The organism is Bacillus sp. GW823-FHT06A11 (genome assembly GCF_058795355.1).
Window position 1 is genome coordinate 520,828 of the sequence record NZ_JBXAHS010000003.1, and the last position, 15,062, is coordinate 535,889.

14 protein-coding genes and 1 other annotated feature are annotated in these 15,062 nt (G+C 35.9%); of the genes, 7 read left to right on the plus strand and 7 right to left on the minus strand.

All coding sequences use genetic code 11. The annotated features are described in order from the left end of the window. Positions 1-30: 30 nt before the first annotated feature. The 5 genes from AC1Q8L_RS16880 to AC1Q8L_RS16900 all read left to right on the plus strand — a co-directional run bounded on the left by AC1Q8L_RS16880 (position 31) and on the right by AC1Q8L_RS16900 (position 4,392). Positions 31-981, plus strand: coding sequence for a sugar-binding transcriptional regulator (locus tag AC1Q8L_RS16880; protein ID WP_140337052.1), 951 nt, complete (start codon positions 31-33; stop codon positions 979-981). Then, on the plus strand, positions 981-2,543 hold the full coding sequence (gene lsrK / locus AC1Q8L_RS16885; RefSeq protein WP_000105703.1) for an autoinducer-2 kinase: 1,563 nt from the start codon (positions 981-983) through the stop codon (positions 2,541-2,543). Before AC1Q8L_RS16880 ends, lsrK begins: the two co-directional genes overlap by 1 nt. Before the next feature lie 26 nt (positions 2,544-2,569). After that, entirely contained in the window at positions 2,570-2,932 is a 363-nt protein-coding gene (locus AC1Q8L_RS16890) for a cupin domain-containing protein (protein ID WP_000909986.1), read from the plus strand. Between the two features lie 6 nt (positions 2,933-2,938). After that, positions 2,939-3,721, plus strand: coding sequence for a 3-hydroxy-5-phosphonooxypentane-2,4-dione thiolase (lsrF, locus tag AC1Q8L_RS16895; protein ID WP_086387457.1), 783 nt, complete (start codon positions 2,939-2,941; stop codon positions 3,719-3,721). 65 nt (positions 3,722-3,786) lie between these two features. Beyond that, on the plus strand, positions 3,787-4,392 hold the full coding sequence (locus AC1Q8L_RS16900; protein ID WP_140337051.1) for a hypothetical protein: 606 nt from the start codon (positions 3,787-3,789) through the stop codon (positions 4,390-4,392). A gap of 104 nt (positions 4,393-4,496) precedes the next feature. Here the strand turns inward: AC1Q8L_RS16900 and AC1Q8L_RS16905 are convergent, their stop codons facing one another. The 4 genes from AC1Q8L_RS16905 to AC1Q8L_RS16920 all read right to left on the minus strand — a co-directional run bounded on the left by AC1Q8L_RS16905 (position 4,497) and on the right by AC1Q8L_RS16920 (position 7,889). Continuing rightward, the gene (locus AC1Q8L_RS16905; RefSeq protein ID WP_000773089.1) at positions 4,497-4,916 is read right to left on the minus strand and encodes a VOC family protein; all 420 of its coding nucleotides are present in this window, start codon (positions 4,914-4,916) and stop codon (positions 4,497-4,499) included. Between the two features lie 234 nt (positions 4,917-5,150). Beyond that, a complete protein-coding gene (gene hmoA / locus AC1Q8L_RS16910; RefSeq protein ID WP_000469498.1) occupies positions 5,151-5,477 on the minus strand; it encodes a heme-degrading monooxygenase HmoA in 327 nt (108 codons plus the stop codon). Between the two features lie 96 nt (positions 5,478-5,573). Further along, the gene (locus AC1Q8L_RS16915; protein WP_098311853.1) at positions 5,574-6,794 is read right to left on the minus strand and encodes an MFS transporter; all 1,221 of its coding nucleotides are present in this window, start codon (positions 6,792-6,794) and stop codon (positions 5,574-5,576) included. Between the two features lie 51 nt (positions 6,795-6,845). Next, on the minus strand, positions 6,846-7,889 hold the full coding sequence (locus AC1Q8L_RS16920; RefSeq protein ID WP_098311854.1) for an ArsR/SmtB family transcription factor: 1,044 nt from the start codon (positions 7,887-7,889) through the stop codon (positions 6,846-6,848). A gap of 165 nt (positions 7,890-8,054) precedes the next feature. Here AC1Q8L_RS16920 and AC1Q8L_RS16925 point away from each other — a divergent pair, with 165 nt between their 5' ends. Continuing rightward, complete coding sequence (locus AC1Q8L_RS16925; protein ID WP_086387454.1) at positions 8,055-9,248, plus strand: NupC/NupG family nucleoside CNT transporter; 1,194 nt, start codon at positions 8,055-8,057, stop codon at positions 9,246-9,248. A gap of 49 nt (positions 9,249-9,297) precedes the next feature. Here AC1Q8L_RS16925 and proA read toward each other — a convergent pair whose 3' ends face one another. Together proA and proB are read right to left on the minus strand one after the other, a co-directional pair. After that, positions 9,298-10,545 (minus strand): gamma-glutamyl phosphate reductase, encoded by a 1,248-nt coding sequence (gene proA / locus AC1Q8L_RS16930; protein ID WP_001006626.1) that lies wholly within the window; start codon positions 10,543-10,545, stop codon positions 9,298-9,300. A 16-nt stretch (positions 10,546-10,561) separates the two neighbouring features. Beyond that, on the minus strand, positions 10,562-11,665 hold the full coding sequence (proB, locus tag AC1Q8L_RS16935; RefSeq protein WP_086387453.1) for a glutamate 5-kinase: 1,104 nt from the start codon (positions 11,663-11,665) through the stop codon (positions 10,562-10,564). Positions 11,666-11,805: 140 nt separating this feature from the next. Then, positions 11,806-12,016 (minus strand) — a binding site (T-box leader). A 340-nt stretch (positions 12,017-12,356) separates the two neighbouring features. On the opposite strand from proB, the gene proC reads away from it, so the two are divergent. Then, positions 12,357-13,175: a pyrroline-5-carboxylate reductase gene (gene proC / locus AC1Q8L_RS16940; protein WP_000360722.1), complete on the plus strand. Its 819-nt coding sequence runs from the start codon at positions 12,357-12,359 to the stop codon at positions 13,173-13,175. Positions 13,176-13,354: 179 nt separating this feature from the next. On the opposite strand, the gene AC1Q8L_RS16945 is transcribed toward proC, so the two are convergent. Beyond that, a complete protein-coding gene (locus AC1Q8L_RS16945) occupies positions 13,355-15,019 on the minus strand; it encodes a M20/M25/M40 family metallo-hydrolase (RefSeq protein ID WP_115609908.1) in 1,665 nt (554 codons plus the stop codon). Positions 15,020-15,062: the final 43 nt, after the last annotated feature.

Consider the following 15,062-nt stretch of genomic DNA (forward strand, 5'->3'; position numbering starts at 1 on the left):
TGACACATATGTTTAAGCATTGGTCAATTGTTGAAAGGGATGAAGAGTATGTCACAGCTGAACTTTGAAGAAAATTTATTAACTAAAGTAGCCTGGTACTATTATAAAGATCAATTAACACAACAAGAGATTGCTTCACTTCTTCATATTTCAAGAAATAAAGTCGTCCGGTTATTAGATAAGGCACGCAGTGAAGGTATCGTTACATTTCACGTAAAAGGAACCGGTTTGCATTGCTTGAGCATTGAACGTGACTTAATGAAAAAGTTCCACTTAAAAGATACTTTCATTATCCCTACTCCAATAAACAATTATGCTACTTCTCTCGGAAAAGCCGCTGCACAATATTTAGAGACTCATCTCCAACAAGGTGATTTACTCGGCATCGGCTGGGGTGAAACGATAAGTAAAATGCTAGAAAACATTCATTTTGAAAGTTCTATTAATCTTTCATTCGTAACGCTAACAGGCGGAGTAAACCACTATCTTTCAAGAAAACAAAACTATTTACACTACATGCAAGGTGATCTTCATATTATTCCTACTCCTTTTCTAGCATCTTCTACTGAAATGGCACGAAGTATTTTATCAGAACCAAGTGTGAAAGATATGCTTCATGTCGCTTCACTTGCACATACAGCAGTTGTCGGTATTGGCGGGTTATCTCAAGACGCTACAATTGTAAAAGAAGAAAAATTAACGCTACGTGAAATGACATATATTCGAAGTCAAAACGGGGCGGGCGATATTTTAGGACAGTTTTATAATACGAATGGTGAGTTATTAGAGCTCTCGCATCATAATCGTCTAATTGGCACACCACTTATGATTCTTCGCAACATGAAGCATGTCATTGGTGTGGCTGGAGGTACACAAAAGATAGATGCCATTTATGGGGCTTTAAAAGGGAAATTTATTCATACATTAATTACTGATGAAGAAACTGCGCTCTCCTTATTAAGAAAGGAAGGTGATTCTTAATGTCTACTTTATTAGCTTTCGATGCTGGTACAGGAAGCATTCGAGCTGTTCTTTTTGATTTACATGGCAATCAAATTGCAGTAAGCCAAAAGGAATGGGTTCATAAAACTGATCCTCGTTACCCCGGTTCTATGAATTTTGATGTAAAAGAAAACTGGCAACTTGTACAACAGTGTACGAAAGAAGTTCTGCAAAAAAGTAATATACTTCCCTCTTCTATTCAAGCTATTAGCGCTACAAGTATGCGAGAAGGTTTTGTTTTATATGATAAAAATGGGCAAGAAATATGGGCATGTGCAAATGTTGATGGCCGTGCATCCGCTGAAGTTAGTGAGCTAAAAGAAATCCGCTCACATCTTGAAGAAGATTTATACAGAAAATCTGGGCAAACTTTTTCATTGGGTGCTTTACCACGTCTACTTTGGATTAAAAAACATGAACCAGACGTCTACAACAATATTCACTCCTTTACGATGTTAAATGATTGGATTTTGTATAAATTAAGCGGCGTACTGCAAATCGATCCTTCCAACGGTTGTACGTCTGGAATCTTTGATTTACAAAATAGAAATTGGGATAACAATGTCGCTAAAGAGTGTGGTATATCTTTGCCATTTTCACCAAAAGTAAATGAAGCTGGCACTGTGATTGGTAATGTTACAAAAGAGTGTGCAGCACTAACTGGTTTACTTGAAGGAATTCCTGTCGTCGCTGGCGGCGGTGATGCTCAAATGGCAGCACTCGGGACTGGAGTCGTAAAACCAAATCAAACTTTAATATGCGGCGGCAGCTTTTGGCAACAGGAAGTGAATATTACAGAGTCAACAACGGATCCAAATGCGGAAATTCGAGTAAATTGTCACGTCGTTCCGAACCTTTGGCAATATGAAACGATTGCCTTTTTCCCTGGCCTCGTTATGCGTTGGTTTCGAGACGCTTTTTGCCAAGAAGAAAAAAAGCTCGCTGAAAAACTCGGTTTAGACGCTTATGAATTATTAGAAGAACAAGCGAAAGACGTACCTGTCGGTTCATATGGTATTATCCCTACTTTTTCAAACGTTATGAACTACATTTCTTGGCGTCATGCCGCACCTTCATTCTTAAATTTAAGTTTAGACGCTGACAAATGCGGAAAAAAAGAAATGTTCCGTGCTATTGAAGAAAATGCGGCCTTCGTTACACTTGGAAACTTAAAACTAATTGAAAATCTTACTGGTACATTCCCTTCTGAAGTCATTTTTGCTGGCGGTGCCGCTAAAGGGAAACTATGGCCACAAATTCTATCAGACGTACTCGGCATTCCTATAAAAGTACCCGTTGTGAAAGAAGCAGCTGCTTTAGGAACTGCAATTGCTGCTGGAGTTGGCGCTGGCATATATACATCTATGGAAGAGACTGCCGAACAATTTGTACAGTGGGAAAATATATTTGAACCAATCACTGAAAATCACGAGCTATACAAGGAATTCTATGAAACATGGAAAACCGTGTATAGCAGTCAGCTCGCTTTAGCTGATAAAGGACTTACAACACATATGTGGATTGCGCCAGGTGCACTGTAACTCATTTACATAAAGGAGTGAACTGTATGTTAAAAGCGAATGAAAATGATTTCTCCTATCGCTTCGGTGATAACGGGCCGAAATATTTAATACAAGGCCCGAATATTGATCTTGGTCTTGTTGTCATTCAGCCTGGGCAAGAGTTTCAAAATCATTACCATACAACGTGTGAAGAAGTTTTTTATGCGTTAGAAGGTGAAATAGACTTCTATGTAAATAACGAAAGAGTTCCGATTAAACAAGGTGATGTCCTGCAAGTTCGCCCTCATGAATCTCACTATCTAATTAACCATTCTGACAAACCTTTTAAAGCTGTTTTTATAAAGTCACCACATTTACCAAATAAAGATACGGTACAAACGGAAAATCCAACATTAACGAAGGAGTGATTTTGAATGACTTGGGGATTTAAAAATCGATTAAATACAATTTTACCTGATGGTAGAGCGGTTATGTTAGCAATAGATCACGGCTACTTTTTAGGGCCAATTCACGGGCTAGAACAACCACTTGAAACAGTTAAAAACTTACTTCCTTATACAGACTCCCTCTTTTTAACACGCGGTGTACTTAGCTCCTGCATTCCTGAAAACTGCAGCACACCGATGGTTATGCGTGTATCCGGTGGCGCTACTGTCGTCGGTAAAGATTTAGCGAATGAAACAATTGTTACACCTGTGAAGGAAGCAGTGAAGCAAAACGCAATTGGCGTTGGCGTTTCTGTTTTTGTCGGATCAGACTATGAAACACAAACTGTTACAAATCTCGCAAATGTAGTTTCTGAAGCTCATGATTACGGCCTACCAGTACTAGGCATTACCGCAGTCGCAAAGGAATTACAAAAACGTGAAGCTCGCTTTCTAGCACTTGCTTCCCGCGTATGTGTTGAAATGGGTGCTGATATTATTAAAACGTATTACTGCGAAGGATTCGAAAAAATAACGAGCACATGCCCTGCCCCAGTCGTCATCGCGGGCGGCCCAAAACTAGATTCAATTGAAGACGCATTAAACATTACGTACAATGCATTGCAAGAAGGAGCAATTGGAGTAGACATGGGCCGAAACATATGGCAATCCGAGCACCCAGCTGCGATGATCCAAGCAATACATGGCATTGTGAAAAATGGATTGAATGTGAAAGAGGCACTTGAACTTTATGATGATGTGAATAATTAATGTGAAAAGACAGACTATTTATTAGTCTGTCTTTTTTGTTAAAATAAAGTAAAGGAGGAATGATTATGCGAAGAATGACTTTCGAACGTCCTACCGATCATTACGATGAACGCTTATACTCTATTGATGAAAAAATTTGCGCTCTATTAAAAGAACGAAAAGAACTTTCAGGTGATGACCCAGGTTTTCCACATGATGAAGCGATTTATAAATGGGCTAAGCAATACGAATTTTATCCAGACTATCTAAACTCATTATTCTCTTCCATGATGGATGAAGAAGAATTTAAACCTCGCGTTGAACCAACTGGCTTCAAAAAACATGTACCTGTTTTTAAAACTTATGAACATAATGGCGTCATGTATACTGTAACTTTTATTCGGCAATATGCAAATGCTAGTGTAGTTTATTTATATAGCGATTGGGATTCCACGGATGTAGATTTTATTGAAAATAAGCCTCATAGTTTCTTCCAATTATCAATAGATGATACATACGATTGCTGGTCAGAAGGTGGTGGCGGCACCGATGGACATATGAATCATCAATTCGTTATATCTCCTGTCCTTCCTGATAATTTGTCTGGAATAAGCTTACGATTTAAAGAACTCAGTATGCCGTTTAGGAAAGATCAAGCTGTGCTTGAATTTGAAATTCAGATAGACAAATAAGGTGAGACTATAATCAATCCACAAATAGTAAGATAAATAAGGTAATAAAATAAACAAGCCCCTTTCCAAACTGGATAAGGGGCTAAATATACACCTTCAAATGATTACTCTTGGTGATTACTATTAAGCTTTGAAATTTTCTTACCTTCTCTATAATCAAGACAAGACACTTCAATTAATAAGCCATTAAATACTGTAAAATAAAAACCATAACTACTACCTCGCATCGAATAAGGTTCCTTATCTATTTCAATGCCGCCTGCTACTAAACGATTATACGCTTGATCCACTTCATTTGTAGTTTCCACTAAAAAACCAATATGAAAAGCTTCCGGATACGTAACTTCCTTATTCCCTTTAAATGCTTTTGGATCACTTAGCACAAGTATAAATCCACTCTCATCACTCATAACTACAAGTGCTTTCCCTTTTTGTTCCAAAAATTGAAAATCAAAAAATGTTTCAAAGAAATGTCTCGCTTCTGATAAGTCATCAACACATAAATTTAAATGATTCAGCTTCATGTACTCATCTCCTTTTAAACAGAAGGGATATAGACTCATTTTCATAACCCTTAAATATGTAAGGCAAGATATTCAAGCGTTCCATCTAAGACTATGCTTTATAAGTCTAATATTTTTTTCTATATCCTAGAACATTTTTTTAATGAATGAAAGATTTCCTATCATTTACATCCCCCCAGTAATAAAAAAGAGGATACATGATTGCTTCTACAACATGTATCCTCTGCTTGTATATTACGACTGTTGATAAGCCGATTTCGATGATTTCACATAATAAACTGCATGATCCACATTAATAATATGATCTGGCTTTGGTTTACCACGGCCCGCTCTATGTCCAGCTAAGTGTTCTTCACTTGTTTCCCAGTTTTTCCATGCTTCTTCAGATTCCCAGCGAATCATTACGACAACTTCTTCGTCGCCGCGTCTTACTTTTTTCACGAGAACACTTAAATCGATGAAGCCTTCAAATTTTTCAATAATACCTTCTCCAGTGAAACGTTCTACAACTATATTTGATGTACCTTCTTTTACTGTAAATGTTTTCGTTTCAATAAACATATATCCCACTCCCTCTTTGTTATACGAATACTAGTATTCTTCTATTATAATTGATTATGATAATTATTTTCAATTGTAAAGTTTTAATTTTTTGAATTATGCTGATTTCTTTTCTATCGCCTCATCTAAAAATTTGAAATATGGAAGTAACATCCCTATTAAAGATGTAACACATATAATTGCACCGATGATTACATATAGCACTCTTACTCCCCACATTTCACTCAATATTCCCCCTACTAACACCCCTAATGGCATAGCGGATCGTATAAAAAATAAACGCACTGAAAATACTTGTCCTATCATATTATTTGGGACGGTTTGTTGGCATATTGTCGTGTTATGAACATTGAAAAATGCAATACAAATCCCTGCTATTACTTCAATTATTATTGCAATGATAATACTATGATTGAATCCTAATGAAATGTATGTGAGTCCCCCTATAAACAATCCTCCGAGCATAAGTATACGCCGGCTTTTATATGTTACTTTTCCGACTAATACTGAGCCAATTACGTAGCCAAGTGGAAAACCTGCCATGAAATAACCGTACTCTGCATATCCCGCTGACAGCTCGTCTTTTATATATGGAAGATTTGTAACCATCGTTACCCCTACTCCAAACTGTACGAAAGTAAGAAATATACCGAGCCAAACGATGATTGGTTTTCTAAAAAAATATGTAAAACCTTGAAGAAATTGTTCTAACCACGTTTTCCGAATAGGTTGCGACGTTCTATTTTCTTTTATATAAAATAAGAAAGTGCCACTAACAAATAAACATATGCATACGAAAGATAATGTAAGTTCTGTTCCAATCAAATGAATGACTACTCCGCCTAATACTGGCGCAAGAAACATCATAAGGCGAGTCATCCCATCAATATACGCATTTGCATCTTGAAGTTGTTCTTTCCCTACAATGCTCGGTGTAATTGCTTGACTTGCAGGTGTATAAAGTGGTGTAATAAGTCCCACTACAATTTGAACAACATAAATGTGCCAAACTTCTATACTACCCGACACTAGCATCACCAAAGGTAATAAAAATATGGACGCTCGTATCCATTGTGAAAATATCATAATCCACTTCCGGCTCCATTTATCAATAAATGGGCCACTTATTAATTGCAATATGAGTGATGGGATGAAATATAATAGCCACATACTACTTAAAGCCATTTCCGATCCTGTTAATTCATATACTAGAATTGAATTACATAACGTTCCGAAAGCCCCTCCTAATTCTGAGATTGCACTACCAATCCACATAAAAAAGAAAGAACGATTTTTCAATATATTTTTCAATTTCACACACCAACTTTTCTTTTATATTCCTCCCTTTATGTACATTCTCGTTGTTAATTATCTATTCAAAAACATATCTAATTCTTTCGCTAAAGACTGTACTGCTTTCTTTCTTAATACATATTTTCCGTCATGTATATCAACTAACTTCGCTGCACGTAACAATTTCAAATGATGGTGTACAGTCGATTTACCAAGCTGCAATCTTTCCGTTATTTCCTGTAAAGTACGTTCTTTTTCAAACAACATTTTTACAATTCGCAATCTCGCTTCATCCCCAAGAGCCTTATGTTTTTGAACTAAAAAATAATTCGGTTCATACGAATCTTCAGGATGAATGCTTTCATTCGCAACTGGATAATGAAATACTTTCGTATCTTCAATATCTGCTTCAATATTCCACGGTCTGTACGTCATTTGCGGAATAAGAATTACGTGATGAACACTTGGCTCTGGCATATAGTTCACTCCGCCAGTTGCCCATTCGACAAACTCTTCCGGTTTCATCTTTTTATTCATTTCATTTTTTGCTTCATAATCTCGTTTTAATATAGAAAGTATTTCTTCTTCCTCTTTCTTAATTATGCTCTCATACCAACCTGTCATTACAGTGATTAAATGAGATTTCAGCACTTGTACATCTACATCACATATAAAGCTAATATAAGTAGAAAAAAACGGATGATTCTGCGTTAATTCCTTTAGTTCATGTATTGCAGTTACGTTTCCACTTGCCGCTAAAGTTCTTTTTTCTTGGTACTTCTCTCCTAAAAACGGTAAACATATGTACTTCAAACCTTCTTCTGAAAGTAAATCAATTTTAAAATTAAACTGCGATAAATCTTGAAAATCCTCTTCATACAATAACTGAAGCAATGCTTTCCACGTATTATGTTCTTCTACAAACTGTAAGTGTTCTTCCATCTCATCTGTTAATGATTGTCTAATTCCTTTCCATTCACTTTCAGTCTTTTCAAGAGTATCAATTAACCTTTTATGAGTAATTGCTGCAATGCCAAGTGCACATTCGAAAAGTATCGAATATTTCACCTGAACGTTGTATGTTTCCCTCTTTTTACTCTTTATGTGATAGACTTCCATTTTTATCCCCTCCTTGTTTGCTATGTATTAAATTCTATCTTTATCGAATTTTACCTTCTATTCTTTTAGAATTTACAAAAATATAAATTAAACCACATTCATTCTAAATTAAGAAGAATAAGAGCTTTTTTATATACAAATAATAAAGCTCAAGGAGTGGTTGACATGCATTTCATATTAAATATGTTAGGGATTTTCATTGTCATATTAATCGTTTTCTTATGTTCGCCTAATAAAAAACATATACAATGGAGACCAATTGTAATCCTCATCATATTGGAGCTTTTTATTACGTGGTTTATGTTGGGCACAAAACTAGGCAGTATTATCATTAATAAAATTGCGTCATTTTTCAGTTGGCTACTGGCATGTGCGAATGAAGGAATTCGATTTGCATTTCCTTCCGCTATGGACAGTCCACACATTGATTTCTTCTTTAGCGCGTTACTTCCTATCATTTTTGTTATCACGTTCTTTGATATTCTTTCTTATTTTGGAATCTTAACTTGGATTATTGATAAAGTAGGTGCAGTTATTTCAAAGATTTCTCGTTTACCAAAGTTAGAAAGTTTCTTTTCGATTCAAATGATGTTTTTAGGAAACACCGAAGCACTTGCGGTTGTTCGTGATCAATTATCTGTTTTAAAAGAAAATCGTTTGTTGACTTTTGGAATTATGAGTATGAGTAGCGTTAGCGGATCCATTCTTGGCGCTTATTTATCAATGGTTCCAGCAACATATATTTTCAGTGCAATCCCATTAAACTGTATTAACGCATTAATTTTAGCCAATGTATTAAATCCTGTGGAAGTTTCGAAAGAAGAAGACGTTGTTTACACACCTTCCAAACATGAAAAAAAGGATTTCTTTTCTACTATTTCAAACAGTATGTTAGTCGGGATGAATATGGTTATCGTTATTTTAGCCATGGTAATTGGATATGTAGCTTTAACAGCATGTTTAAATGGGATTTTAGGCTTTTTTGTAACGGGGTTAACAATTCAAAAAATCTTCTCCATTATCTTTAGTCCTTTTGCATTTTTACTCGGTTTATCAGGCAGTGATGCTATGTATGTAGCTGAATTAATGGGGATCAAAATAACGACGAATGAATTTGTTGCAATGATGGATTTAAAATCAAACTTAAAGTCGCTACAACCGCATACGGTTGCGGTTGCAACGACATTTCTAGCTTCTTTTGCTAACTTTAGTACAGTAGGTATGATTTACGGAACTTACAATTCATTATTTGGCGGAGAAAAATCATCAGTCATCGGTAAAAATGTTTGGAAGCTTCTTGTTAGCGGGATGGCTGTTTCTTTATTAAGTGCTATGCTCGTTGGGCTATTTGTATGGTAAATAATTTTTATAATAAAAGACACCCAAGCCAATTGAGTGTCTTTTATTATTATTTTCGAATTTGTCCATTTCCACGAATCACATATTTTGTAGAAGTTAATGCTGGAAGCCCCATTGGGCCTCTTACGTGTAACTTTTGTGTACTGATACCAATTTCCGCTCCGAATCCAAATTCGGATCCATCTGTAAAACGAGTCGATGCATTATGATAAAGTGCCGCGGCATCTACAGAAGTAAAAAACTTGCTGACGTTTTCCTCGTTTTCAGTAATAATTGCTTCAGAATGCATAGATCCATACGTATTTATATGATGAATCGCTTCTTCAACAGTGGAAACCACTTTCACTGCTAGTGTAAGAGATAAAAATTCTGTCCCCCAGTCTTCTTCTGAAGCAAGTACAATTGAAGAATCCATTGCAAATGCTTTTTGATCACCACGTAGCTCCACACCTCTACCCTTCAAAGAAGAAAACAACTCGCTACCATATTTCTCCGCCCACTTCTCATGAAGAACAATCGTTTCAATCGCATTACATACAGATGGGCGCTGCGTTTTTGCATTTATAATAATATCCAATGCCATTTGTTTATCCGCTGTTTCATCAATGAAAATATGACAATTTCCCGCACCTGTTTCAAGTACTGGAACAGACGCTTCTCTCACAACAGTATCGATTAATTGTTTGCCACCTCTTGGAATAAGAACGTCTAGATAATCCTTCATTGTAAACAACTGCTTTGCGCTATCTCGCGTTGTATCTTCTATAAGCTGGACGCTTTCTTGAGGTAAGCTTGTTTGTTTGAGCGCCCTGTGAATAACGGCAACGATCGCTTTATTAGAATGAATAGCAGAAGAACTACCACGTAATATGACTGCGTTTCCTGTTTTCAAACAAATTGTAGCAGCATCCACTGTTACATTCGGTCTTGCCTCATAAATCATCCCAACAACACCCAGTGGTACGCGCATTTCCTGAATAGATAGTCCATTTGGCCTTTCCCATGCACTTACACATTCTCCTACAGGATCACGTAATTCAATTAGCTGCTTAATCCCTTCTGTCATATCAACAATACGCTGTTCATTCAGCATAAGGCGATCAAGGAGAGAATCAGAAAACCCTTTTGCCTTACCTTCTTCTATATCCCGTTTGTTTTCCTCTAAAATATAAGCTGTTTCACTTATTAATTGATTTGCAATTGCAGCAAGTGCTTCGTTTTTTTGATTTGTAGATTTTAGTACAAGTTCCCTAACAACCTCTTTTGCTTTTATCCCCTTTGCCAACACTTCATTCATTTTTATTTCCTCCTTTTTAAAGTGAAACCCAATGATCCCTATGGATGACTTCATAACTATGTCTCTCGCCTCTTACTTGAATATCTTGGCTTTGCATACCTTTTACATCTCTTAGTTCCTCTGCACTATATGTGCATTGTCCTTTTCCTATTACGCGCCCTTGTTGCGTTACAACCTCTACAACTTCACCCACTTGGAAAAATCCTGATACATTCGTAACACCAGCTGGAAGTAAACTCTTACCATGCTGAATGATGGCAGTAGCTGCCCCAGCATCTACTTCAATTTGTCCGCTAACAAGCGAATGCAAGGCAATCCATTGCTTGTTCATCTTCATTTCTTTTTGAGGAGCATTACCGACATACGTTCCATCACCCTTACCCTTCAAAACATCTACAAACTTTTCCTGTCCACGTCCTGTTCCGATAAATACACTCACACCAAGAGAGAGTGCTGTCTTTGCAGCATCGATTTTTGATTTCATACCGCCAGTCCCAAGTTTTGAGCCAGCATCTCCTGCAAGAGAAGAAATTTCTTCCGTAACTTCAGGAAGAAAATAATATTTTTTTGCATCCGCATTTTTCTGAGGATTTTTGTCATATAACCCGTTCACATCTGTAAAGATCATAAGCATATCCGCCGAAACAAGCCCGCTTACTAAAGCTGACAGCATATCATTATCACCGAACGTCAGCTCCTCTAAAGAGATGGAATCATTTTCATTAATAATTGGAAGAGCGGAACGGTTTAATAATTCTCCTAACGTAGCGTAAGCATTACTATACTGTTCTTTTCTAGAAAAATCACTTCTCGTCAACAAAAGTTGCGCAGTAACGATGCCATATTTACGGAATTCCTCCGTGTACGCCTGCATTAACAAACTTTGTCCGACAGCTGCTGCAGCCTGTTTCCCTTTAATCGTTACAGGTCTGCTAGAATATCCTAGCGCTGAAAAACCTGCAGCGACGGCTCCAGATGTAATTAACACAACCTCGTGCCCATCTTCTTTCAACCGAGCCAATGCGGCAACGTGATCTGAAAGCTGTTCTGTAGAGATGCCTCCGTGACTATCTGCCAAGGAACTACTCCCAATCTTTACAACAATTCGTTGTTTTTTCACTTTTTTATCCCCCAAGTCTAAAATCAAAGTTTTTTTATAAATTACACTTCATTCACTTTGTAACTATATCTATTCTCATCAATGCTGCACTGAAGTATTTAAGAGCAAAATAAAAATGACCGCTTCGCCCTTAATAAAATAAAAAGGACGAAACGGTCATTGTTCCGCGGTACCACCTTAATTGATATACATAGATATCCACTTGGTGCCTATAACGCAGGCGAACGCCTAAACTTTCATTTAAGACTCAGGGATAGGTTCGATATATTCTATACGAGGAATCTTTCAGCCGGTGAATTCCACTCTCTTTCGCAAGAAGACATATGTACTAATTCCCTTCAACGATTTTCAATCTAATTTTTTTATATTATGCGATATAGTTCGATTCGGTGTCAAGAGGTATTTTTAAAAATAAATAGAGCCACAAGTTATTTGTATGAAATTATCGCCCTACTGAATGAAAATACAAAATGATATAAGTTTAACTCATATTCATAAACATAAAATCTTAAATTATAGTGTATATATTTACATAATGTCGAATATAATTAATTTTTATCTTTTAGTGTTGCAAAAAGGAATATATTCTCTTAGAATGTTTCTTTATATTGCACAGGGATGTTATTCTTATTCTAAGAAAATAATATCAAACCGATATAATTGATTATAAAAGGAGCAAGATTGAGTTATTATGGATAAACAAATTGGATTCATCGGTTGCGGAAATATGGGAATGGCTATGATTGGCGGAATGATAAACAAAAATATAGTGTCTTCAAATCATATTATTTGTTCAGATTTAAACACTGCTAATTTAAAAAATGCTAGTGAAAAATATGGGCTAACTACAACTACCGACAACAATAAAGTAGCTAAAAATGCTGATATTTTAATTTTATCAATCAAACCAGACCTATACGCATCAATAATTAATGAAATAAAAGAAGTAATCAAAAACGATGCTATCATCATTACGATCGCTGCTGGGAAAAGTATTGAAAGTACTGAAAATGCCTTTAATAAAAAATTAAAGGTTGTAAGAGTAATGCCTAATACTCCTGCTCTTGTTGGAGAAGGAATGTCTGCATTATGCCCTAATGAAATGGTGACAGAAAAAGATTTAGAAGATGTACTAAACATTTTCAATAGTTTTGGTCAAACAGAGATCGTAAGTGAAAAATTAATGGATGTTGTAACATCTGTAAGTGGTTCTTCACCAGCTTATGTATATATGATTATAGAAGCGATGGCAGATGCTGCTGTACTAGATGGTATGCCAAGAAATCAAGCATATAAATTCGCTGCTCAAGCTGTGTTAGGCTCTGCAAAAATGGTACTAGAAACAGGAATACATCCAGGTGAATTGAAAGATATGGTTTGTTCTCCTGGTGGAACGACAATAGAAGCTGTAGCAACATTAGAGGAAAAAGGATTACGAACAGCGATTATTTCAGCTATGCAACGTTGTACGCAAAAGTCTGTTGAACTATCTGGTCAAACTAAAAAATAAAACTATAAAAGAGATTACGTTAGCTATGAATTCACATAATTTTAATTAAAAATTCACTACATGATAAACGGCCAAACTCATATAAAATTTAGCTTGGCCGTTCCGCTTTTTAATTATATTAAAATAATTTCATTCGAATCTTCTTTAAAGGTTCTGTTTTATCCCTTACCTATTCCCTACTATGATTGTGTAATTTTATTAGAAACTAATAATTTTTCAATGCATTTCGGTAACATATCTATTAGTGTTTCAAATGCGTAGTTTACATCTAGACGTTCTGTCCATTGATGTGCATCTTTTCCTACCGGCCCCATATTTAATACTGGAACATCAAACTCTTCTAATTCCTGAAGTGGAATTGAATAACCTTTATCCCATAATGGCATATTGTCTACAAGAGAACTCATTGAATCCAGTGGATACTGCAAGCCTACATAGCTTAAATCTGAAATCCCCCCAAAATAATTTTGGTTTTCAAATGTAATCTTATGATTGTAGTGTGCATACTTTTCCATTTCTACAACTACCTCTTTTATTAAAGGATTGTTGCGCGAACTCACAGCTGGATAGTACGGCGGAGCGAAGAAAAGTACAATCATCGGTGCCTTTTCTTTACATAAAATCGCTAATTTATCTACTAAATCAATCGTTACCGCACGATCATCTTTATCTTCTCTATTTTTTATAATATTAGATTGAATATGATTTATTTTTTCTTGTCCATGTTGCTCAATTGCATATGTGATAAGCTCTTCATAAGTTAATACATTTACTTTAAGATTAGGTGGTATAAATGGATTATATTTAGAAAAACGATATGCATGTTTTTCATACGACTCTTCTATTTTCTCTGCTACTTTCGTTACTTTTTGACGTAACAATGAAACTACATCTGTCATTGATTTTTCTAATAAAAACAAATTAAATAATGTAACTGCACGATGCGGAATTTGTACAGAATAATCCTCCTTTAAGTCCCTTTGAAGTAAGTTAGTTGGCGGAGGACTCGCTTCCCCTTCTACAATATCACAAAGGTCTGTGTTTAACTCTAATTCTGCTGTTATTAATGAAGCCATATAACTCCCATTTAAGCCTGCAAAAGGTTCACCTACATGTGTCTCTTTTCCATAGCAAAGAAAACCAGGTAACACTTTACCAATAGAGCCAGTGTAAATATACTTATTTTGGTCACCAGGATGTCTTGAAAACATAGGCTCTGAGTTTAAGACCGTTTTATAATCTAAGTTATGCTCTCTAGCTAAATCTAACAGTCTTGGAACAGCGGCCCTCATCCCTACAGAATTCACTTCTTCATCTGGTACAGCCAATAAAAGAACATTCCCATCGAATCTTCCTTCACATGCTTGTTCAATCATTGCCATTTGTAATGCTAGACCGCATTTCATATCCATTGTTCCTCTACCAAACAGCCATTCCCCATGTTCTATATCTTCACGTACATGGTCTGGAAGTTCATCTTTATGAGAATAAAACATAGATGTTAACTTTTTAGGATTAAATGCATCTTCTTTCCACACTCCGTAATCTTGTACATCTACAACATCAAAGTGACTTACTAGAATTACAGTATTTTTTATACTATCGCTTTTCTTTACTAGTGCTGTAACAAAATATCGTCCGTCCCCTGTCGGATTTTTTTGTAAATGATGCGGGTTTTCTTTGAAGTACTGTAAATCAGATAACTGTTCCACAACAAAGTCTGGCAATATTACTTCAGCTTCTGAACCGGTAATACTAGGAATTTCAACAAGACCGCTTAATAATTGAATCAATTGTTCTTTTGATTGCCACTTTGACATATAAATCCCCCTATTTTTCCACATTATGAAAACTAATTCCAGTATATGAATAAAAAATGACGACAGC